The sequence below is a fragment of the Yersinia sp. IP36721 genome, assembly GCF_003634395.1.
Taxonomy (GTDB): domain Bacteria; phylum Pseudomonadota; class Gammaproteobacteria; order Enterobacterales; family Enterobacteriaceae; genus Yersinia; species Yersinia entomophaga.
In genome coordinates this window covers 98,451-120,177 of record NZ_QCZL01000008.1, presented here as the reverse complement: position 1 = coordinate 120,177, position 21,727 = coordinate 98,451, and the positions used below count along the sequence as shown (strand labels likewise).

Sequence of the window (21,727 nt, the reverse complement as noted above, 5' to 3'; positions counted from 1 at the left end):
ATTGGAAGGATGGCTGAGTGGTTTAAGGCAGCGGTCTTGAAAACCGTCGACTGTAACAGGTCCTAGAGTTCGAATCTCTATCCTTCCGCCAAATTCGCCGGCATAGCTCAGTTGGTAGAGCAACTGACTTGTAATCAGTAGGTCCCGAGTTCGACTCTTGGTGCCGGCACCAGCAGTAAGAAAAAAGACATCTTCGGATGTCTTTTTTTTCGCCCAAAATTCACCTCCTGACCTTTGCCAACCTTCGGCTCTATCGAGCTAATCTCGGAAAGTCTTTATACTGAGCCATCGCCTATCGTGGGCATTATGCGGAATCACCTATGTTTCCCCCGTTAAAGACTCAGCGTTGTCGATTGCGAAAAATTCGCCCTACGGATATTAAACAGGTTTTTGCCGCACTGTCTGATCCGGCGGTAATTACCCACTACGGCGTGGCTTATTCCTCTCTGGCCGCCACGCAGATTCAGATGGATTGGTTTAGTAATATCTATGCGCAGCAGAGCGGTATCTGGTGGGGCATTTGCATTGCCGGAAACGATCGGGAAATTATCGGAGCCTGCGGGTTTAATCAATGGAATCACGACGTTCGCTCGCTGGAACTGGGCTATTGGCTACTGCCAGAATACTGGGGGCAGGGATTGACTCGCGAGTGCGTCAATATCATTTCCAGCCATGCCTTTACAGAAATGGGGATTCATCGTATTGAAGCCGTGGTCGAGCCGGAAAACCGCGCCAGTTGGCGACTATTGGAAAAATGTGGCTTTCATCATGAAGGCACGCGGCGGGAGTGCGAAATCAAAGATGGCAGGTTTATTAGCCTGAAAATTTACAGTCGCCTGGCAACCGATGAATATCCGGTAGGATTGCCCTGAGAAATGAAACGAAAGCATTGCTCGTTGTTGAACGCTGTATAAAGAAACTAAACATAACAAATTAATCATAAAAAACTGATCATAAGAAACTGAAGCCGCGAGCAGCCGTTTTAGCGATGCTGTCCTCGCAGATATGAAGCAGTCCGATCATTGATGGATTTTTGCTAATGAGTAAAAAGGGCATCGGTGAGATGCCCTTATGCCTACGAGTTATTGATCCGATAATGATTGGATCGTGATTTTAGCGACCATTGCTGGCTAAATCGGCTACCAGCTGGTTCACACCATCACTCATATTGGTGAATTTGGTCAGCTGTGTGCGCGTTACCACGACGAAAACACCGATGTTTTTTTCAGGAATCATCGCCATATAGGTAATAAAACCGCCGCCGCCGCCGGTTTTTTGAATAATTCCCGGCAAGCCATTTCTCGGAGCCATATACACCCAGCCTAAACCCAAGGCATCAGCCTGACCCGGTACGTCCATTCCTTTTAATGAAACCAGCTCATGCCGCTGGAAATACATCTTTTGTTCACGTTTCGCCGTGGCTTTTCTTGGACTGTTTTGCGTAGACAGGAACTGCTGCATCCAGCGTTGCATATCTTCTGGAGTGGAGTAAATTCCGCCGCTGCCTGCCGCCGCCGTAGTATTACGACAGGCACTTCCACCAACGCCAACCATCAGTCGAGCGCATTGTTCAGCCGTCGGCGTCAGGGTGGTATTTTTCATACCCAGCGGGCCGGTGATTTTTTCTCGCAGCAGCGTGGTGTAAGGTTTTCCAGCCGCTTTAGAAAGCGCATCCGCCAGCAGGTCATAGGCCAGATTTGAATAAGCCGCCCGGACACCCGGCGGTACCGTAACTTTGGCGGTTTTCAGCCATTGCCAACGGTCGCTCTTAGTCGGCCAGGTAAATACCGGCCTTTTTTGCGGGCCACCGGGCTGTTCACGAGGAAATCCACTGGTGTGGCTAGCTAAGCTCAACAAGGTGACCGGCTGTTTAGCGTTATAGCCGGGGACATAGGCGCCTTTGGGGGCATATTTTTTTAGCGGATCGGTGAGCTTCAGTTTCCCTTCTTCAGCCAGTTTCACCATGATTTCGCTAGTCATTAATTTTGTAATAGAAGCAATACGGATCAGTGAGTCCTGACGTGGGCGGATGTTATTGCCCGGTCGGGTTTCGCCAAAACTACGATTGACCACCTGATTGTTATCTATCACCACCAGCGCCATTCCCATTGCGCCACTGTTATAAAAAATATGCTCGGCGTGTTGATCCACAACTTGTGCCGTTAAACGTTCCGTTTGTGCATAACTGTGTACCGGCAGAGTGAACAGAGCCGCCACCAGTAAGGAAGTAGAGAAAGCTTTCAACTGTTTTTATCCATTTTCAAAAGCAGAAGGGAAATTCACCCTGCTATATTAGTCAGTTATTGTCAGAAGAAAATGAAGAAAGGTGCAGTAGCGCAATATATTTATCGTGGTTGAATATATAGAAAGTCGGCAATGGCCATGTCACCCGAGCTTTTTTTACTGCAAATCAACACAACATGTTGATATTAAATAAATAAAATTTTCAAGGCCTGTATTCAGTTCTGAAAACGGTATCGGATTTTATTCGCACCATGAGCGCGCTGGTGTTTACCCGCAGAATTTACTTCAACGAAGGGAAGGGCGTTATCAAGGAGGAAACTTTGTACTACAGCCGGTTAGGCCGGAAGAATATACCGTATTGCTTAATGACCATGGTTCCCGCCTGTGGTGGCATCAATGGCCGCACCTGATTTCGACAAGAGGCCGGTATGGCTAACGGGTTCGTAAGCCCCTCATTCTTTAGGATGAAAGTCACCGCCCTTAATCAGCGACGGTTATCCTTGTGTCATTGGCTTTCCGCTATCGGTTTAATTAATATTGCGGCCGTTTCTTTAACACCCAACGGATTATTCCCCCAGCATTGCTCATATTGCCAACCGGTAAGCTCTTCAGCCACCGCGCGAGCGTGGGGAGGAATATCGGCTATAGCGCCACCGGCTTTGATGCGGGCAATCTCTTCTAACAAGATAGCGTGGTTTTTTCCTGTCTAATTTCATTTGCGTGGTATAAAAAATGGCGACCAACGCTAGCGCAATCACTCCAACAGCAAATACCCCAACAATGGCCTGAACCGCGATTTCTGGTTGTTCTGATTGGCCGGAAACAAAGCCGAAACTGCTGAGCCTCCAGCCCATGGAAAACACAATCACCGAACGCACCATCTTGCCGGCAAAAGTCATGGCACCGGCGTAAATCTCCTCGCGGCGGCGTCCGGTCAGCACTGCATCTACGTCGGCTAAAAAGGTATAAACCGTCCACGGAATGTAGTAAATGTCACCGGTACTCAGGGCGAATACGGCGGTAATGGCGAACAATACAACCACCGTGGTGGTTTCGGACCAACCGGTAAAATACAGCGCGGCGTAGGCGATTACGCTAACAATCACAACCCGTAATGCGATACGGAAAGGGCGGGCAAAGCCGATTTTGACGCAAACACCGATAAATATGGCGGTTGATATCAGTTGCATAATCGAACTGAAACTGTTGAGTTGAGAAACCAGTGTGGCATCTTGCCCCAGACCAAAAATAATAAAGTAGGTAAATGCTGAAGCGAATAACCATTCTGCACCGAAGCCAAACAGATACATTCCTAAATGCTTGCGGAAAATGCGCAGATGGACAGTGGACGCCATATCAACGCAGAGTTTTTTCAGCGCTTGTCCCAAGCTATTGGTGGTTTCTCTAAGAACTTCACTGGCCGGTCGTTCCCAGGAAGAAGAATACAGCGGGATCATTGCACTACACATAATCAAACCGTAGGCGATACCGGTATAAAGAAACGGCGTTGGCGAATCTTTCCCGTAGATAGCAATAAACTGGCCGGGGATAAAAGCCGACAGAAAGTTGGCCACTTTGCCAAAAATTGCTTTAGAACCAGTGAGTTTGGATCGTTTGGCAAAATCTGTCGTCATTTCGGTAGCCAGCGTTTCATAAGGCACCATAATTGAGGTATAGATAAGCTCGAACAGCGCGTAGGTCAGCAGGTAATACCAGAAACCAAAACCGCTCATCCACAATAAGGGATAAACCAATACTAGCGGGATACCGAGCAGGATAAAAAAGCGACGGCGGCCAAATAGACGACCCAGACGAGTGTTATAGAAATTATCCGTGATGTAGCCCATAACTGGGTTACTAATGGCATCCAGAATGCTGGCGATGGAGAAAATCGTCGCTGCTTCGACCACCGTTAACCCACAGAATATGCTATAGAAATACATCAACCAAGCGCCGCTTATAGCCAATGCGCCGCTGCCTAAGAGGTTGGCACTGCCGTAAGCCAAGGTATGCCGCGCTGAAATTTGTCTGTTCATTCTTATCGTCGAAAAAAATAAAACAATATTTTATTTATAGTGTTTTATTGTTTCTTTTATATGAGTTTACTTTGGTCAAAAATGAGTCAAGGATCACGAAACAGTGTTTTGAGTTTGAAAGAGACGAGTAACCTGATAAAAGTTGATATAAATCAACCTAGGCTATAGGCATGAAAAACATGGGTGACATCATATCGATGTGCCCAACGCGGCGTTAGAAAAGTACAGGCTAATGAGTGATGGCTATTTTTTCGCCGCAATACGGTGATGAACGCGGTAATTTTGAGAAATTGGATCGTGATTTTTAGTCAGGTTCCAATTAGCCAACCGATGGTTGGAGCGGGTAGAAATAACGTTAGCTGACGCTGCCTATGAGGCTGTAAGCCACATTTGAGGAAAGACATGGCCAGAAAAAATCCGTATTACGATGCCAGCAAGCCGCATCACACCGAATTCGGGTTTCAGAATCTGGAGCCGGTGGCCCATCATTCGCGGGATCTCAAGCGTTGGCGCGAAGAACGGAAACGTCAATCATTGCCTAAGCCGCCGTCACAGGGGTATCCGGCGTTTATTGCCCAATGGTGGCAACAGGCCGAGTTTAGTGGTGAAGATGATGCTGCGTGGTGGTTAGGTCATGCCTGTGTCTTATTGCGTATCGGTGGGCGGACAGTGCTGTTTGATCCAGTGCTGTCATCGAGAGCCTCCCCACTGCATTTCTATGGCCCACATCGTAAAACGCCAGTCCCGACCAAGGTTGAAGGATTACCGAATATTGATGTGATTGTAATTTCGCATAATCATTACGATCATCTGGATGCCAGAACTGTCGCCCAGTTATTAAGACATTCTCCGCAGGTCAGTTTTATGGTTCCTCTAGGTTTAAAACCTTGGTTGCTGAATCACGGTGCCAAAATTATTCATGAATTGGATTGGTGGGAAAGTTATCAAATCGCCGATACCGAGTTTCATTGTGTTCCGGCTCGCCACTGGAGTATGCGCACGCCTTGGGATCGCAACCATTCGTTATGGTCTGGCTGGGTAGTGAAACAGCAGGGGATTAATTTTTACTTTTCTGGTGATACCGGCTATTGCCCGCAGTTGGTTGAAATTGGTGAACGGCTTGGTCCTTTTAACTATGCGGCTTTACCGATTGGAGCCTATGCGCCGAGATGGTTTATGCTGGCGCAGCATATGGATCCGCAGCAGTCGGTTCAGCTTTACCAGCAATTAAACGAACCTGTTACCATTCCAATTCACTGGGGCGTTTTTGAGTTAGCCGACGAATCCTTAGATGAACCGCCGGAACAGTTAGCGTTGGCGCTGGCTGCCGCTGATTGTGATAAAGACCACTTTAAACCGATTAAAATTGGCGGCCGTATCCCGTTAATAGCCTAACTCATTGAGGTCATAGCCAATGGCTTAGCGCGCTGTGGTTCCTTCAGATAACCAGGGTGAAGCAGTACTCCAGAAAATTACATTCGCACCTAAATAGTTCTCTGCATAATCGGTAAACTCAGCTTTGGTAAAGGGTTTGCCGGTTTTAGCATTGGTGTAGGTGAGGGTGGGTTCCTGGACGGCCATTCCAACCAGACTAAGCTTGCCTTTGTATTGATTAAAGAACGGATAGGCATTTTTCATCTGCGCTTTTTTATTTGGTACGATATCTGGCCCGCCCAGCCCCACCTTGTTTTTCGCAGCGAATTCAAACAGGCGTGACATGTATTGATGATCATTATTCCATTCACAAGGCCAAAAATTGACGTATTGCACCACATGAGATTTAGAGAAGACTTTACGGGCAAAGGCCATATTCTCCATCTCTGCGGCAAAGTATTTATCGCAGCTAAAGCCGGATTTATCCCTTTTAATATCGGGGTCAATGGCGGTTTCTGGCAGATTGACGCCAAATACCCGGCCGTCGAATTTTGTAGCTAATGCCGCCAGTAGTTTTTGATAGCGTTGTTGTACCGCCGGATTCCACTGCTGGGTTACCCAACCTGAACCCGCAGGCTTATTTTCGCCGGGATTATCATATTGCGGTACGATACCGCCGTTATAGCGCGGATCTTTCATTAGATAGGCAGGAACGTTTTTAGCTTGAGGCTCAAAGAAACGATCCTGAATTTGAATAAAAAGTTTCTTATTTAAACTATTAAGGTAGGCAAGGTCACGCTCGATCTGTGAAAAATCATACTGATCTTTGTCGGTTTCTAGCGCCTTCCAATTATAGACAATTTGTACTCCGCCAATATCAGGCCGCTGAATCAGAGAGGAAATAGTCGTTAAATCGTCTGAACCGGTATACAGAAAGTTTTGCGGTACAGCGCCAGTGGCAGCATAGGAAAATAACGTTATTAGCAGACCGGCGTGTAATAAAATATTTCCTGCTAGTTTCATATTCTTCCTTAAATAAGTTGGGCTAATTATTTTTCGCGAGTTAACGGCGATAACATTCGCAGCAATACATTCGCAGTAATAAATGTAACGCAATTAAACACAGAGTAATTAAACGTAAAGTAATAAAACTGGCTGATAGCGTACACGGCTAGGTACCGGTATTCAGCCCTCGTAGCGCTCGAATAGCCTTAGGCTCAAGATAGACTACTGTTCTATGACTGCTAATAATACGGCTTACAATGACGTTGCGTGGCCCGGTTTGCCACGCCTCGCTGCGGTAGAACTGTGCCTGTTTGCGCTCAAGCTCTGCGAGATTGGCGTATGAGCGAATCAGATAATAACTGTCTTCCAGTTCTACGCCTTTGCCATAAGCCACTACGTCCATACCGGCTTTCTGATGCAGTGGAATACTAATATCCTGCATAACCCGATGGAATATATTGCCGCTATCGGGCTGTAATTTATATAGAAGAATTTCGACCGTTCGATACATGTCTATCTCCGGATAGATGCAGATCGACGGAGATTAGCTTTCCATAGTCAGCCATTCGTCCGCTTCTTCAAACATCTCTTCGATCAATCTGTTCAGAGCAGATTTTTCCAACTTGGTCACGCCCGATACGTTGAGACCGTTGGCCTGCATGGCCTTAACGTGGACGTCAGCCTCTGGATGAATCCGATGCACACGTTTGGTCAACTCTTCTTTGATCAAATCAGTGGCGTTGGTCAGACCGCCGACGTTTCTTTTGTCATAAATCAATTCAATACGCATATCTTCCCCTAAAAATGTCAGGATAACCCATTCAAAAACAACTGGGTTAATATACAGTATTGGCGCGTTGACACCAAGCCGGTTTTTTCTGCTGCCAGGAATTTAGGACAGTATGTAAGACTGAACCTAGCGATATGTCAGGGTAAAACTCGCTACGCTATTGGCCGCCCCCGGCGTGATTTTGACCCCGGTTTGGTAATAACGAGCAGTCATCGGGATTTCATTAGCTCCAACCGTGGTGCTATCGAGTAAATTCGTGGGCGCGCCCAGCGGAAGGGGATTGCCATCATACAGGATCTGAATTCCCAGACCGCTAGCCACCTGTTCTCCTGTATTGCCGTTTAACGGCAATACATTGTCGCTACTGCCGGAAGTCCCCAGAGTGAGTGAAACTTTGGTGTCAACTTGGCAGTCCAGCCCGATGGTAAATGGGACGGAGCGGCCATAGCTGCCGGGGCCGGAGAAAGAATGACTATTGACGGTACCCATAGGAACCTGAATGGACGGCGTGGTGGTGTTACAGCCGTTGACCTGAATATCTACCGCTGGGAAGGATATTTGACCTAAACCCTTGCCATTTGTGATACCCAGACAGGTGTAACTCACACTGACCGGGTTATATGCCGGCAACGTGCCAGAGGTTATATCGGCATATTTCACCAGGAAATATTCCAGATTGGTGCGCATCAAATAGCCTTCATAGGTGTACTGTGGTGCGTAAACATCTAGCAATCCGTCTCTACCGTCGGTTCTGTACGCGATGCCGACGCCTTCCTTTGAAGTTTTATACACTGGCATTGAATCGTAATAGATGCCCGTCCATTTAGTGGATGTTCGTGGTTGAAGAACGAAGTTCCCCGGTGCGCCGAACGAGTTGTTTTTTACTACTTTTACCGCATAGCTATAAACGCCAGAGGCAAGTAATGAGCCTATCGGGGCATTCATTGGAACGGTAACGGGTCCCTGGCTGGTACTGGGGTAGATATCCCACACCGCCCAGCATTCAGCTTCGGCATAACTTTTGGGTGTGAAAACCAACGTCAGCAGAAGAATGAGATAAATCCCTTTTTGTCTTATGGACAACATTTTCAATCTATTCAGCATAAATTTCTCCTGCTCCATGAGAGAGTTTCCCTCATTAAGATAACGGGGGAATAGTGGTTAGCGTTTTCTTTTCCACTTAACCTTCCCCGCTATCTCTCCATTGTGGCCAATAAATATTATAAATTTCAATCAATTAGTTTTTTTAGCCGGATTTTAGCCAGCTTATCCAGTCGCGTATATTCCGGATTTAAATATCAATAATGGCGGCTTATTTTTCGCTGCGGCTGAAACTCTGGATCGGGCTGATGAGTAATACGGTTACGAATATCTCTTCTGAATATTTCGATAGTCCACATCCACACCACGTGACCGAACGTTTCGGATAAAAGCTCTTCAAAAGGCAGGTGCCACAGCGGTGGGCCCCAGCCGAAAAGTGGTAACAGCACGCCGTGGAAACCTAAAGTGACCAGAATGGCAAAAGCCGCGCCCTGCCAGAGTTTGATCGTCGGGAATATTTCAGCCACTAAGCAATAGAACAGGGCAAACAAGATGGAAAATAGCTGATGAACGCCCGCCACGCCCCAGTTAATAATATGGCCTGAATATTGATAGATCATATCGTTGACCTTGAAACCCAAATCTTGCAGCATCTCCGCCGGCGGAATGGCTCTGTCCGCTGTCCTTGGGGGAAAAGGGATCTCCGCTCCCCATTTGACGAAACTGGCAATATTCCCGCCTAAAAAACCGGCCCATAGGGCGGCGCTATAGTTCCTGTATTTTTTCTGTGTAGTAGCAAAACGTAATTCCATAAATATTCCTTGTTTAAAACGGCCAATACTTCGGTTTTTAGGCTGAATATTTTATTAAATTATATAATTTAATAAGTTAGAGCCTGTTGAATCACCCTTATTTAGAGAAAAGCGAAGATCGCCGGATGAGAAATAGTGTTCCGAGTGATGAAAAAATCGCTTTTATCTATCATCTTTTATCTATCATGCTGTGTTGCTCCTGTCCTCAATTTCCCGAAATGACAATATCTATCTGAAAAATATGAACTTTATATCAGTAATTCTCTCGTAGTGATTGACCAATCATCTGCTACCTGTAATTCAGCGTAATATTGGCCGTGCTGCTGGCTCGACCTGCGTTGATAAACTCTTCTTTCTGGTAATAACGGGCGGACAGTAGAATCTGCGCGCAGCCTGTTTCCGAGAATGAAATACCGCTAAACAGGTCCCCTAACGTGATAGGTTGCCCGCGGTATAACAGTTGAATGCCTATTCCTTGCGCCGTACCATTGCCGCTATCTAATGCCAGCAGGTCAGGCGAACCTTCAATGCCAGCGCCGCCGATCGCTATTTTGATTTTGTCCGTGGCGGTACAGTTGAGTGGGATTGAAAACGCCACTTCATTTGCAGTGCTATTCAGGCCGGAAAAGGCGCTTATTTTTACCCGTTCCAAAGGAATATGTAGCTTTGCCTTCTGAACGCCACAGGCTCGTACTCGAACTGAAGCCCCGTACATCAACCCATTCCAGTCGTAAAGGCCGTTTCCCCCGCTGGCGAAGCAGGAATAACCGATGTTGAATATTTTATGGCGTAATAGCTTTCCCCCCGAAATTGGCCCGTACTTAACCAGGTAATAATCAAGATTTGAGGATATGGCATCGCCCCTCAGGTTTTTACTGTTATGGGTTATTTGCCGCGTTTCGGCGCCACCTTTTGTTGGCGTCACGGTATAGGCCACGCCAACGCCCTCCAGATTGGTTTTAAATACACTGATTCCGCGATATTTAAGCCCGGTAAACTGAGTTAGCGGATTGATAGTGATAACAAAATCTCCCGCTGAACCCGCATACGAATTATCCATAATACGCGCCGCAATATGGGTTTGCCCTTGAGCCAGCAGGCTGCCTATGGGCGCACTTTTATCCACGTATACCGGTTTGGGAAAAACCAGAATCGGGGCGTGAGTGAGGAAAGAACGACATCCGGCCGCTCCCTCCCGCATTTCCCACATCATCAACATGAAAAATAAGGTGATATAGCCTAAATAGCGCGGTAATCTCCGAGCCCTCATCCTTGCTCCTTGCCTCAAAATGGCGACCGCATACGTTTGACCGTCCTTTACTTAGCTATGTCATTACCGCTTTACAGCTGGCCTGTAGGGTCAGTACCGATGAACCGTTATCGTCAGAAGTTTCTGGTAGGATGTAGTCCGCCACGCACTTCTGCGGTGTGCCGTTGCTGTCCCATTCCACCAGTAAACTTCCCTTATCAGGGATACCGCTCAAATAAACCTCCGCATTATTGGCGACAATTCCGCTATTGATTGATAGGTCGTCATTATGTTTTAGCGATGCGTTGGCGCCGAACGGAATGGTTTTTCCATCGAAGTTCAGTTTGATTAACGCTCGTTTTCCCACGCGGGTTTTGAAATCAGCCAGTACAACGGCACCTTTGGTCGGCACCACGGTTTTGACACTGGTATCAATATCAATGTTTTCGCCCAAGGTTTGGGTGTCCAGCGCAATTCGGTTTTTACGATAAGTACTGACATAAGGAACGACCGCGTACCCTCGCCAGTCGGTATAGACGCCGCTGCTATTTTGCACCTTCACTCCGCTGGCTCCCGGCGCTTTAACCAATGCCAGTGTCTCACCTTGGGATTGCGAGAAAGTGACACCGAATGGATGCGCAACCACGCCTCCGCGCAGGTTATAGTTCAGGCGGCGGGAATCGTTGTCATAGCTGTAACCAGAGCCGATTTCGCCATAGGTGCCGCGATAGTTGGCGTTAAGGTTGCCGCTGGCACCGTTGCCCTGATTAGTATAATTCTGCTGAATGTTGTAATTCAGGTTGTTGTCCGCCAGCGCGGTGCCGCTCAAACCGAGCTGCTGGGTGGTACGCCCGGATTTGCTGTGGTTGACGTTGTAGGTAGACCAGCTGTTAGCTAACCAACGATCGAGAGGAACCTGCACGCTGAAAGCTAACACACTGTCGCTATTACCTACGCCCGGTGTCTGGGTGTGGCTATATGACAGACTGTAGTTAATGCCTCTATGATTCAGGTTATAACCGGTGCTGATATTGCGTTCATAACCAGATTGCCACCAATAATCCTGCTGATACCCAGAGATATAAAGATGACCGTATCCGCCCATAGACTGATTAAGGTTGAGCTGTATTTTGCTGCGTTTATTGTAGTTTGGGCGCCAGCCGTTGACATTTTCCCGATATTCATTAGCTTCACTTAAGGTATAAAAACCTTCAGTGGAATAGCGATAACCCGCCAAAGTAAAATTGGTATTAGTGGTACTAATATCTTTGGAATACTGGAACCGATAAGACTGCCCCTGGGTTTTTTTTCCTCCTCTATGAGAAGTATTAGCCTGAGTGGCATCGAGAGATATCGATCCTATATCGCCGAACCCATGACCGACTCCTAGCACGCCGGACGTGTATTTCTCTGCAGCCAATACTCCCCCGTACAAAGTGGTGTCTGCGGGCAACCCGTAAATCAGGGTTGACTGGGCAAAGTTCGGCGTTGCCGCAAAAGGGGTGGTAGTGCGATATTTCCCTGCCGTAACGGCATATTTCAACTGGCCTTCGCGCTGCATAATAGGCACGGCGGAGAAAGGCTGCACAAAGCTACGCTCAGTACCATCCGCTTCCCGAATAGTGACGTCCAACCCACCGCTGGATGAGGTTGGGTAGAGGTCGGTAATGGCAAAACTTCCGGGAGGAACATAGGTTTGGTAGATGATATAGCCGTTTTGTCGAATGATGACCTGAGCGTTACTCTGTGCGATACCGCGGACTACCGGGGCAAAACCGCGGCGGCTATCTGGCAGCATATTGGTATCGGAGGCTAACTGGACTCCGCGAAATTGAACGCTATCAAATACTTCGCCGGGCGTCGAACTGTCACCCAGGGTCAGTGCGCCTTTCAGCGGCTGAATATCCCGTTGTACGTAGGTATTAATGTTCTTCCACTCACGCCCACTCTTATTATTATCGGTGTAGGTGGAGTAGTTACGTAACCGCCAGGCACCTAAATTGGCTCCGCTACGCAAGTTAAGATAATAGTTACTGTTAGTCCCTTCACTACGCGAATCCCAGGTGTTAGAACCGGTAAAGCTGTAGTTAACCAGCGCGGCGGGAATCCCCTGATTCCATAACTTTGGGTCAATGGCATCGCGCGCTTCATTATTAAGCGCCGCTTGTGGAATGCTGATATCCAACCGCTGGCGGTTAAAGTTGAAACGAGTGAACGCTTCGGGAATATGTTGATCTAAATTGCTGAATGCTTGAGTCGGCGGTAACGTTTTAAGTGATGAAAAAGCCTCAATATTGACACCCATCGCAGCCAATTCTTTTGTGGTTAATTCCGGCAGAAGCTTGCCGTTACGATCCACAAAGGTCACCGAGCGTTCATCGACTTTGCTGTCGTTTAGGTAAATATCCACCCGATAGGTTCCGGGAATTTGCGAACCGGTGGTAGAAAACTGACCCAGACTGACGTTCTGAGGTGTACCTTCTTTCAATTCAAGCGCATAAGGATTGAAATAGTCTGCTGCCGAAACGTTGACTATCGGTGCAGCAGACGCGACAGAGACTAGAGTCCAAAGGATATGCCGGGTGAGTCCCGCTGGCTTGCAATGTTTTTCCATAACAAAATTCCTCCATTTGGGGCCGAAAAAAGCGTACGGATACCCCTTACCCGGTATGGATGGGCAAGATGTCATTTCAGTCAGGATTAGGTTTTGCGAATTAGAGAGAAACGGTCTCTTTGGCTGAAATGCCACCGTAATCGGTAATCGCCTGCCAGCTTATCTGCCCTGATGCGCCTGAAGGTAACGGCCAGCTGCGGCTGCTTTTCGGAGCGATCATATCCGCTTCTTTTATCTCTGATTTCCCAACGTTAAGTTCATAGAACGAAACGTAATAGGGCGTGGGATTAACCACTTCCAATTGATTACCTTTACGCTTGAACTGGAGAGATTTATAGGCATTTGCAGCCTGATTTCTCAGCAGCCCGGTTGGACGATAAAATAATTTGATACGCGATTGAACCGTGATTTGTAGCTGATTCTCATCGGTTTTATGCGTTGCCGGGATAGATTTAACGCTGAGCCAGAATACCGACTCGCGATCTTGCGGTAAGTTACCGCCGGCCCGAACAATACGCAGCGTATTCTCTTGCTCGGCATCCAATCGAAACAATGGAGGAGTGACGATAAAGGGAATCTTAGTCGTGTTTGATGCATCCAGATTATCGATCCAGGATTGAATCAGGTAAGGCCGATCCTTTTCCGGGTTGGTTACTGATAAAGAAGCCTCTTTTTTACTGCCATCGTATATGACGCGTGTGCTACCTATAACAATCCCAGCCTGAGCCTGATAGGTAATCGTTAGCAGGCAACATACAGAAATAAAAGAACGTATCCATGACATATCAGAATTCCTCATAACTAACTGCCCAGCAGATTCTCTGCCGGTAAAGATATTTTTCATGTAAAAATAAGCATCCTTGCCTCGCCCTTGAAACATGGGTGATCCTTTTGTTTGTATTTTTTAAATTTAATTAACCCTAACTAAAGCAGCGCTATTAGTTATAGGAAATACTAAACTGAGTGACTGCATTAGCTGGGCCGGTCGTGACAGTGGCATTGGTTGACATATATTTGGCAATGTAGCTAAAGACGGGATTCACACCTTTCGTCACGGCTTTTTGCGCGGAAGGAGCCGTCATGGGAATCAGAGTTGTACCGTCTGCTTCATAAATTGCGATACCCAACCCAGTAGCTACGCCAGTTTCAGTGGTCAACGCGAGCAGATTGGTATTATTTTCTGCAAAAGGACCATCAAACTTTACCAAGGCCTTTGTCACTGAATCTGGACAAGAGGTCAGGGTGATATCGAATTTTGCCGGCATGGCAGTGGCACCGACCGCTGGGAAAGCCTTGGCGCTGACATTACCTAAAGCAACCGTCTGGCTGGCGCTCGCTGTGCTAACGGTACAAGCTTCAGCAATAACTGTACCGGTGAAATTGATGGTGCCGTCTGCTGCATTTGCAGCATGAGAGAAAGAAGCAAATGCTGCGCTAGCGAGTAAAATAGTTGCGCGTAATTTAGTGTTCATAAAGGTCTCTCCATTTAAATAAATCACCCTAATTTACATCCTAATTTAGGGGCATTTTCTCAGCATTTAATCTCAGTGAAATAATAGGAGCCTTGTCTACTTAATAGTATTTGTAATAAAAATACTATTAATTTTTTTTGACTACCTATTCTCCGACTTACGTTGATATGACTCTGCGTAGGGTAGTTTCCATTTTCTCACGACGTAACATTTTTAACAATCACGTCACATTTGCAGTGTCATATTAACGGAGCATAGGTTTACACAAAAGATCAAAATGTAAAAACTTTATATCTTTTTTAAGTAAAATTAAGAATAAAAAACTGTTTTTATCAAATAACGCTGTTCCAATGAGGTCTCACACAGTTACATTTTGAAATATTGAGGTGATTATTCTGACTTAATTCAAATAAGCATTATTTATTAACGAATTATTATTAAATATTTCTCATTCCGATTGAATGAATTTATGGCGAATATTTAGACACCATGCAAAAAAAGTCTTAATGGATTTTAGTGGATTTAATGAACTTAAAAGAATAATTCCCCGTGCAGAGATCTCCGTTCTGATTAATTGATTTCGTATCTTCGCGATATAAAAACGGAGAAACTTGAGAATAAGATGTGATCTCAATTCTATTTTCCATAGCACGCTTTTCTGCCTAAAACTATTAAATAAATCATCTTGTTGATTTAATAGATAGGAGTGGGTTGTTAGTCATATATTTTGAATATTCTTCAAAATACCGAACTTAACAGGAAAAAAAATGAGTATGGGCGGATGAGTTAATCCAATGTCATTCGTAAACAGAGTTATGTGATTTTGAGTTTACAGGATGTTTGTCTCAATGAGAGTCGTTTTCATTGCAACCGATTATTTACACAAAGAGAGTATGGTTATCGTTCGCTTTTTCTAAGATTAATCTTAGATATCTATATAAAACAATCGCCATATTTAATTAATTCAATTAGTTACATTAATGAGCGTTAATTCAAAGGTTACAGGGAGGGCAATCCAGCCCAATCAGAAGAATCGGCCATAATATTGCTGCATAATCAGCACGATTGCCCAGATAATTTGATTGGATAAATATGCACTACGCAAAATGACCTCAATAGCTTGCCATCTTAAAGAAACCGGTTTCGGTAATTTCAATCGTCAGCGACTCACTATTGAATAGAAGTCGTTTACCAGTGCCTGAATCGGAGGCTGAGTGCATCATTTGACTGAAATGTAAGGTTACGGATGCCGAATCGCTCGCAGTAGCATGTTCTTTTCATCACACAAATAAACCTTGGGTAAAATGCGTTTTTTTTATACATTTCTGCTCTGTTGAATTGCTTCTGGTAGAAGTGAGGAAGTCGGCGCGAGATTCTGTCCGATACGGGTGCAAACCCTCAGATGAGGGAGTGTTAGCTTAAAAATTGTTCTACGTAGGCTTAACGCTGGCGAGAGGTTGTGAAAAAATCAGCAAACCAATCATCAAAAAGTTATTTGGCTAAGTCTCCTGTAGAGGCTGAAAAGCGCGTAGGCGAGTTTTGGCAAAATCTGCGTGTAACTTCTGCCAATCTTCTCCCAGATTCTTCGTAACGTCACCGGTGATAAAAGTGCTTACATATCAATACTTTAATTTATTTTTTCGACTTTATCTTGTCGCGTTTATCTAAGGTTTAATAATTTATGTTAAGAGTTGGCAAATTTTTTAGCACTAAATTCTGCTAAATATAGATTCATAGTTTATTTGACTGGCATGTTAAGTAACGGCTAATCGGGGTGTGTTTAGTAGCCACCGAGAGGGCTTATTCACTACGGGAACATTTAGGAGCCATAGAGATTTTTCTAGCTCCATAAATGTGGGCTTCGGATAAAAGGTTGTTTTTCTCTACTTCTCTATAAAAGTTCAAAAAACCATTGTCTGGTTTAAAACCGGTGTAAATAACTACCTGAACATGTATTGGTGGTTTTATCACTTTATCTCTAAAATGAGATGTAGCGCATCGTATTGGCCTTGACTGAGTGTGGTTAATGCGAAACGGATAAGTCTTGAAAGTATCTTATGTGGGCTTAGAGGCGCTGTAAGCGAATGTTTGGCTGGTATTCACTCAAACTCTGACTATCGAAATGCCCTCTTAAGGTTTTGCTAATGAATGTGGGGAAATGAGAACTTATTTCTCTTAGATTAAAAAGTATATTAGCACCACCGTAGCGAATATTTGTTCATTTTCAGCGCGTTAACGTTCGGTTCTGATTGCGCTGAAGCTCTAAGAGCGAAAATAGCAGCGAACTTGTTAGATTACTTTATTTTACCGTCTCGGTAGCGGTTATTTATTACCCGTCTATGGCCAGTGTTATACACAGGGAAAATAGAAGAACAGAATGTAGACATACCTGCCCGGAACTGAATATTGCGCGGCTATGCTCTGCTATTGTGAAGGTTTGTTATTTTTGTGGCGTATTGTGAGTATCCCAGATCCACAGGTGATCATGGGAATCTGGCTAATGACTGATGCAGCGGCTAGACGTGTGGCATGGGTTGTCTATTGATGCTGACCTGAAATTGGGGGCGTTATCCTACTCGCCATCTGAAATTTACATCGGTGTCTGGTTGCTAATTTCTTTGGCTGGCGGGCAAATTCTGGCGGTCATACTAACCTAACCGGGCACCCAGTGGCGGTGGGCATTACCTTTACGATTTTAGCGATTACTGGTTGTATCCTGCGGATCGTATCCAGAAGCTATTTTATCGTCGACCATCTTTAAGCCTAGGCAACTTTATCGTTCAATATCAATAGTGGGGATGAGGTGCAGGTAGAGTATTTCGCGTTACTGGATTCGGTCATTCCAATGTTTAAGTCTGATCAAACCGATCTTTTGCCGGTTGAACAGCCAGAGATTAAGTCATCATTAACTGGGGAGGGGCACGGTATAATTCAGAATGTCTGATGAAGGTTGGTTGACTCTCCATGACGAGAAATTGCAGGGATAGCGAGCGAATACCGCTATTTTACCAATAGTATTGACCGGCGTTATTTGTGAAAGGCGTAAAAAAACCAACCACAATGGGTTGGTTTTAAAAAGATTCTTTGGTCGGCATGAGAGGATTTGAACCTCCGACCCCCGACACCCCATGACGGTGCGCTACCAGGCTGCGCTACATGCCGACGCAGTAAATTTATACTACATTTTCTCTCCGATATTGCAAGAGTCGGGCGTAACGTTCGCTTGATTATTAATCGGTTAGGCTAATGTCACCTAGTTGGCAATAAAGCGTTTTACGTCGGTTAGCACCTGCAATAACAGCGCCAGCTGCGGTTTCTCATCTTTCACTTCATGGCCTTGCAGGTCAAAGGTTCGATAATTTCCACTGTTGTCGAGCACAATAGTTTGGGTTGGCGTAGTAATAACCAGCATGCCGTTTTCACCGGTAGCAAGCCAATTATGAATCCGCTGAGCGGCAAATAAATCCTCACCCTGCGAGTAATCTTCTGGCGAAGTGCGTACATGCAGTAAACGCTGCATCAGCGTCGTCATCACATCTTCATGGCTGGTCAGTTTATTCACTTTTTGTGCTGGAGTACTCGGCCAGTGAATAATCAGCGGAACCTGTAATTGGTGACGGTTAAAGTTGCTGCCAGCCCCCCAATCACCGTTGCCACTATCATTAAATTCTACGCCGTGAGACGCGGTGATCACCACCACGGTTTTATCCAGCAACCCTTTGGTTTTCAAGGTATCAATGATAGTCGCAATTTGTTGATCGACGTTTTTGGCACCGTCCTGATAATGGCTGATAAAGTCATTTGGCGCGGCCGGATTGCCACCTTCCACCGGGTCCTGCGATTCTTGTGAACCAATCAGGTTAACGTAGGAGAACCAAGGCGCCGGGCTGGATAAATTATTCAACCATTGTTGCCATTCCAGCGTTGTCGCGCTGTCGCTCTGACGTTTTGGCTCCGGTAACGAAAAATCGGACAAAAGAGCCTGGCGATAGAGCGCCGACTGGAAGCCGTCAGAGGAGAACAGGCCGAACTGGTAGCCTTGATTACCCAAGGCATTAATAAAGGCCGAAGGTTCACGGGCGGCCAAAATGCCGTCCAAATACGTCGGGGAAATCCCGTAAAACAGACCAAATAGGCCGGTTTCTTTCCGGTTTCCCGCGCTGTAATGACGATTGAACTGAATATTATATTGAGCAAAATCATTCAGCGCTGGCATGTCCTGCTTCAAACTATCAGGGCGAATCCCGTCCACGACGATCATCAGTAGGTTATAGCCGCTGCCCTTATCGCTAAAGGTAATGGTATTGAGCGGATATTCCACGGTAACGGCTTCGGGATTTCCTTGTTCGATAATGCGGCGTTGATATTCCTGTTGATCCAGCAGGCCGTGTTTCTCCAGAAACTTACGCGCCGTCATAGGATAGGAAAGCGGCAGATTTGCACGCTGCATGGTGATTGGCCGATAGAAATTGGCGTCCGCCCAGATATAAATCAGGTGGGAGGCGAAAAACGCAGAAATAAACACGGCAACCAGCGGTTTAACGAACTTTTGCCGGTTCAGGCTACGCAGCTTTTGCCAGCACCAGGTGCCAAAAAGCATCTCAACCAAAAAGATAATAGGCACAGAAACAAAGATTAACTGCCAGTCCCTGGCCAACTCGCTTTGATCGGGGTTAACCACCAGCTCCCACACCACCGGATTGAGGTGCAAGTGGAAACGGGTAAAAACCTCACTGTCCACCAGTAATAGGGTCAGACCTGTAGTGGCAAATGCGGCGGAAAGGAACCTGAGTAACCGCTGCGACATCACGACAAAGGTGAGTGGGAAAATCACCAATAGATAGGCAGCGAATACGATAAAACTGAAATGCCCTAGCCAACTGACCAGGGCATAGGTACGGCCAACCAAAGAGGCTGGCCAATCGGAAACAAATAGATAGCGGCTGCCCAGCACCAGGCTAAACAGAATATTGAATAAGGCGAACCAGTGCCCCCAACTGATCATTTGGGACACTTTTTCACGATAGCGCTGACGATTTGTCACCATATAGAGATAGCAGTCTTAATTAAGTAATTAATGAGCTTTATCTTCACGTACCGAAGCCTGAAGAGCCTCGGCGAAAGATCGCGCCAATACCTTGCGTTGCGCTGGGGCAATGCTGGTATTGAGCAGATTTGTAACCATATTCCCCAAAACCATCAAGGAAAGATCGGTTGGGGTGCGGTGTTTTTCCAGTACTTGAACCAGTTCAGAAAGCAACTGTTCAACGTGTTCGTCACTGTAACGAGATGATTGTGGCATAAAAAGTGTGCTCAACGCCTGACAAAGTCCCACATCTTACCGTATAGAGCCGCGCTTTTCCGCTACTTTATAGCATTAAGAATCAATTGCAGAGGATTCGGCGTTCACGCCGCTTTTGAGTTGCGGCATCAGAGCATCGGTGTTTGAATACGCCCCTAGCTAAAAGGAGTATTTATCATGAGCCTTGATATCGACCAAATTGCTTTACATCAATTGATCAAACGTGACGAACAGACCCTGGATGTGATGTTGCGGGACTCTTTACTGCCGACTAATGCGGTAGTTGAAGAAATGATGACGGAACTGCATCGTGTTTATAGCGCCAAAAGCAAGGCGTATGGTTTGTTTAATGAGCAAAGCGAGTTGGCCGATGCCTTAAAACGCTGCCGTAAAGGAGACGAAGATTTTCTCGCCTTTAGCCGCGCGGCTACCGTGCGTCTGCGGGATGAACTGGCGAAATATCCTTTTGCCGAAGGCGGCGTGGTGTTGTTTTGTCAGTATCGCTATCTGGCGGTTGAGTATTTATTGATCTCAGTGCTAAGCAGTTGCAACAGCATGCGGGTTGATGAGCAGCTAGATTTGAGCACAACTCATTATCTGGATATCAATCGCGCTGATATTGTGGCTCGCATTGATCTGACCGAATGGGAAACCAATCCGGAGTCCAGCCGTTATCTGACCTTCCTGAAAGGGCGCGTTGGTCGTAAGGTTTCTGACTTCTTTATGGATTTCCTGTCTGCCGCCGAAGGCCTGGACACCAAGGCGCAAAACCGCGGTTTACTGCAAGCCCTTGATGACTATTGCGCCGATGCGCAGTTGGATAAAAATGAGCGTCAGGCATATCGTCAACAGGCTTATAGTTATTGCAACGAACAGTTGCAGGCCGGCGAAGAAATTGCGTTGCAGGAACTGGCTCAGGAATTGCCTAAACTGGGTGAGAAGGACTTTAAAGAGTTCTCCACCGAGCAGGGTTATGCGCTGGAAGAGACGTTCCCTGCCGATCGTAGCACTTTGCGACAGCTGACCAAATTTTCCGGCAGCGGCGGTGGTTTAAGCATTAACTTCGATGCATTATTGCTGGGCGAACGTATTTTCTGGGATCCGGCCACCGATACGTTAACGATTAAAGGCACGCCGCCGAATTTACGCGATCAGTTACAGCGGCGTTTGAGCGGCGGCGACAAATCCTAAAATAGCCGCTCACTGCTCAAGTGTTATCGACGTAACGCCACGGAGTCTGGAAACCTTTAACATTGGTTTCTAAACTCGGTGGCGTTATTTTTTTATTACATATCCATGAGGTGAGTTTATTGTTTGTTTTCTATGGTTAAATTTAAGTGAGCTTAAATCTTTATTATTACTTTTCATTAAATCCTATTAGTTAATAATTTTATTGGTGGCTTCATGGTAATTCCGGATGCCATTGTTTATTTATTCTAATTTGTTTTTTATTTCACTCAAGCATAGTCTTATTGCTCACCATGGTGATGTTTATTTTCATTTAACTTAATTTAATTACCGAGGATTTAAATATGAAGACAATTGAAGCTACTGAGTTAAATCTTATTTCAGGCGCATTAGCAGGAGATGTACCAACTCCTGCGATGGATATGACAATTGCTATCACCACGGCGACTGCGGCCGGTGCTACAACTGGCGCATTGTTTGGGCCGATTGGTGTAGCCGTTGGCTCTGCAATTGGTGCGGCAACTGGTGCTATTGCATCAATGGGATGGTAACAGTTTTATTAAAATACTTAATGCTATTGTTTTTTAAATAGACATTTAG

General features: G+C 45.9%; 17 protein-coding genes, 3 tRNA genes and 1 pseudogene. 7 read left to right on the top strand and 14 right to left on the bottom strand.

Features of this window, described 5'->3' with window-relative positions; translation table 11 throughout:
• The first annotated feature begins 3 nt into the window (after nt 1-3).
• The 3 genes from DBA33_RS09300 (at nt 4) to DBA33_RS09290 (ending at nt 872) form a co-directional block, all read left to right on the top strand.
• A tRNA-Ser gene (locus DBA33_RS09300) sits at nt 4-91 on the top strand.
• A gap of 5 nt (nt 92-96) precedes the next feature.
• Nucleotides 97-172 (top strand) — tRNA-Thr (locus DBA33_RS09295).
• Nucleotides 173-320: 148 nt separating this feature from the next.
• Complete coding sequence (locus tag DBA33_RS09290) at nt 321-872, top strand: GNAT family protein (protein ID WP_064517342.1); 552 nt, start codon at nt 321-323, stop codon at nt 870-872.
• 241 nt (nt 873-1,113) lie between these two features.
• On the opposite strand, the gene ampH is transcribed toward DBA33_RS09290, so the two are convergent.
• Both ampH and DBA33_RS09280 read right to left on the bottom strand, forming a co-directional pair.
• Nucleotides 1,114-2,244, bottom strand: coding sequence for a D-alanyl-D-alanine-carboxypeptidase/endopeptidase AmpH (ampH, locus tag DBA33_RS09285; RefSeq protein ID WP_120806302.1), 1,131 nt, complete (start codon nt 2,242-2,244; stop codon nt 1,114-1,116).
• Nucleotides 2,245-2,749: 505 nt separating this feature from the next.
• Nucleotides 2,750-4,280, bottom strand: a pseudogene (locus DBA33_RS09280) (MFS transporter).
• A 402-nt stretch (nt 4,281-4,682) separates the two neighbouring features.
• On the opposite strand from DBA33_RS09280, the gene DBA33_RS09275 reads away from it, so the two are divergent.
• Nucleotides 4,683-5,675 carry an MBL fold metallo-hydrolase gene (locus DBA33_RS09275; RefSeq protein WP_064517347.1) on the top strand — a complete coding sequence of 331 codons (993 nt, stop codon included), beginning with the start codon at nt 4,683-4,685 and terminating at the stop codon, nt 5,673-5,675.
• A gap of 24 nt (nt 5,676-5,699) precedes the next feature.
• On the opposite strand, the gene DBA33_RS09270 is transcribed toward DBA33_RS09275, so the two are convergent.
• The 9 genes from DBA33_RS09270 to DBA33_RS09230 all read right to left on the bottom strand — a co-directional run bounded on the left by DBA33_RS09270 (nt 5,700) and on the right by DBA33_RS09230 (nt 14,637).
• The gene (locus DBA33_RS09270) at nt 5,700-6,677 is read right to left on the bottom strand and encodes a hypothetical protein (protein WP_064517350.1); all 978 of its coding nucleotides are present in this window, start codon (nt 6,675-6,677) and stop codon (nt 5,700-5,702) included.
• Between the two features lie 148 nt (nt 6,678-6,825).
• The gene (locus tag DBA33_RS09265) at nt 6,826-7,170 is read right to left on the bottom strand and encodes an NIPSNAP family protein (protein WP_064517353.1); all 345 of its coding nucleotides are present in this window, start codon (nt 7,168-7,170) and stop codon (nt 6,826-6,828) included.
• Nucleotides 7,171-7,203: 33 nt separating this feature from the next.
• Complete coding sequence (locus tag DBA33_RS09260) at nt 7,204-7,449, bottom strand: DinI-like family protein (RefSeq protein ID WP_049597078.1); 246 nt, start codon at nt 7,447-7,449, stop codon at nt 7,204-7,206.
• A gap of 126 nt (nt 7,450-7,575) precedes the next feature.
• Nucleotides 7,576-8,553: a fimbrial protein gene (locus DBA33_RS09255; RefSeq protein WP_158513770.1), complete on the bottom strand. Its 978-nt coding sequence runs from the start codon at nt 8,551-8,553 to the stop codon at nt 7,576-7,578.
• Between the two features lie 194 nt (nt 8,554-8,747).
• On the bottom strand, nt 8,748-9,302 hold the full coding sequence (locus DBA33_RS09250) for a DUF1440 domain-containing protein (protein ID WP_064517359.1): 555 nt from the start codon (nt 9,300-9,302) through the stop codon (nt 8,748-8,750).
• A 289-nt stretch (nt 9,303-9,591) separates the two neighbouring features.
• The gene (locus tag DBA33_RS09245; RefSeq protein ID WP_120806300.1) at nt 9,592-10,572 is read right to left on the bottom strand and encodes a fimbrial protein; all 981 of its coding nucleotides are present in this window, start codon (nt 10,570-10,572) and stop codon (nt 9,592-9,594) included.
• Between the two features lie 55 nt (nt 10,573-10,627).
• On the bottom strand, nt 10,628-13,165 hold the full coding sequence (locus DBA33_RS09240; RefSeq protein WP_120806298.1) for a fimbria/pilus outer membrane usher protein: 2,538 nt from the start codon (nt 13,163-13,165) through the stop codon (nt 10,628-10,630).
• 100 nt (nt 13,166-13,265) lie between these two features.
• Nucleotides 13,266-13,949, bottom strand: coding sequence for a molecular chaperone (locus DBA33_RS09235; protein WP_064518520.1), 684 nt, complete (start codon nt 13,947-13,949; stop codon nt 13,266-13,268).
• A 154-nt stretch (nt 13,950-14,103) separates the two neighbouring features.
• Entirely contained in the window at nt 14,104-14,637 is a 534-nt protein-coding gene (locus tag DBA33_RS09230) for a fimbrial protein (RefSeq protein ID WP_064517373.1), read from the bottom strand.
• Nucleotides 14,638-17,144: 2,507 nt separating this feature from the next.
• Between DBA33_RS09230 and DBA33_RS20630 the strand changes: the two genes are divergently transcribed.
• The gene (locus tag DBA33_RS20630) at nt 17,145-17,294 is read left to right on the top strand and encodes a hypothetical protein (protein WP_162975190.1); all 150 of its coding nucleotides are present in this window, start codon (nt 17,145-17,147) and stop codon (nt 17,292-17,294) included.
• Nucleotides 17,295-17,722: 428 nt separating this feature from the next.
• On the opposite strand, the gene DBA33_RS09225 is transcribed toward DBA33_RS20630, so the two are convergent.
• From DBA33_RS09225 to DBA33_RS09215, 3 genes are all read right to left on the bottom strand, one after another.
• A tRNA-Pro gene (locus DBA33_RS09225) sits at nt 17,723-17,799 on the bottom strand.
• A gap of 91 nt (nt 17,800-17,890) precedes the next feature.
• Nucleotides 17,891-19,684: an LPS biosynthesis-modulating metalloenzyme YejM gene (gene yejM, locus DBA33_RS09220; RefSeq protein WP_064517376.1), complete on the bottom strand. Its 1,794-nt coding sequence runs from the start codon at nt 19,682-19,684 to the stop codon at nt 17,891-17,893.
• Nucleotides 19,685-19,711: 27 nt separating this feature from the next.
• Nucleotides 19,712-19,939: a YejL family protein gene (locus tag DBA33_RS09215; protein WP_049597085.1), complete on the bottom strand. Its 228-nt coding sequence runs from the start codon at nt 19,937-19,939 to the stop codon at nt 19,712-19,714.
• 177 nt (nt 19,940-20,116) lie between these two features.
• Here DBA33_RS09215 and yejK point away from each other — a divergent pair, with 177 nt between their 5' ends.
• A complete protein-coding gene (gene yejK, locus DBA33_RS09210; RefSeq protein ID WP_049597086.1) occupies nt 20,117-21,130 on the top strand; it encodes a nucleoid-associated protein YejK in 1,014 nt (337 codons plus the stop codon).
• A 341-nt stretch (nt 21,131-21,471) separates the two neighbouring features.
• Entirely contained in the window at nt 21,472-21,678 is a 207-nt protein-coding gene (locus DBA33_RS09205) for a hypothetical protein (RefSeq protein ID WP_064517380.1), read from the top strand.
• The last annotated feature ends 49 nt before the right edge of the window (nt 21,679-21,727 follow it).

Coding starts and splice junctions, on each gene's coding strand:
- DBA33_RS09230 (WP_064517373.1), bottom strand. CDS start 14,637: ATGAACACTAAATTACGCGCAACTATTTTACTCGCTAGCGCAGCATTT.
- DBA33_RS09235 (WP_064518520.1), bottom strand. CDS start 13,949: ATGTCATGGATACGTTCTTTTATTTCTGTATGTTGCCTGCTAACGATT.
- DBA33_RS09290 (WP_064517342.1), top strand. CDS start 321: ATGTTTCCCCCGTTAAAGACTCAGCGTTGTCGATTGCGAAAAATTCGC.
- DBA33_RS09265 (WP_064517353.1), bottom strand. CDS start 7,170: ATGTATCGAACGGTCGAAATTCTTCTATATAAATTACAGCCCGATAGC.
- DBA33_RS09275 (WP_064517347.1), top strand. CDS start 4,683: ATGGCCAGAAAAAATCCGTATTACGATGCCAGCAAGCCGCATCACACC.
- DBA33_RS09215 (WP_049597085.1), bottom strand. CDS start 19,939: ATGCCACAATCATCTCGTTACAGTGACGAACACGTTGAACAGTTGCTT.
- yejM (WP_064517376.1), bottom strand. CDS start 19,684: ATGGTGACAAATCGTCAGCGCTATCGTGAAAAAGTGTCCCAAATGATC.
- DBA33_RS09205 (WP_064517380.1), top strand. CDS start 21,472: ATGAAGACAATTGAAGCTACTGAGTTAAATCTTATTTCAGGCGCATTA.
- DBA33_RS09240 (WP_120806298.1), bottom strand. CDS start 13,165: ATGGAAAAACATTGCAAGCCAGCGGGACTCACCCGGCATATCCTTTGG.
- DBA33_RS09260 (WP_049597078.1), bottom strand. CDS start 7,449: ATGCGTATTGAATTGATTTATGACAAAAGAAACGTCGGCGGTCTGACC.
- DBA33_RS09245 (WP_120806300.1), bottom strand. CDS start 10,572: ATGAGGGCTCGGAGATTACCGCGCTATTTAGGCTATATCACCTTATTT.
- DBA33_RS09270 (WP_064517350.1), bottom strand. CDS start 6,677: ATGAAACTAGCAGGAAATATTTTATTACACGCCGGTCTGCTAATAACG.
- yejK (WP_049597086.1), top strand. CDS start 20,117: ATGAGCCTTGATATCGACCAAATTGCTTTACATCAATTGATCAAACGT.
- DBA33_RS09250 (WP_064517359.1), bottom strand. CDS start 9,302: ATGGAATTACGTTTTGCTACTACACAGAAAAAATACAGGAACTATAGC.
- DBA33_RS20630 (WP_162975190.1), top strand. CDS start 17,145: ATGCAGCGGCTAGACGTGTGGCATGGGTTGTCTATTGATGCTGACCTG.
- DBA33_RS09255 (WP_158513770.1), bottom strand. CDS start 8,553: ATGCTGAATAGATTGAAAATGTTGTCCATAAGACAAAAAGGGATTTAT.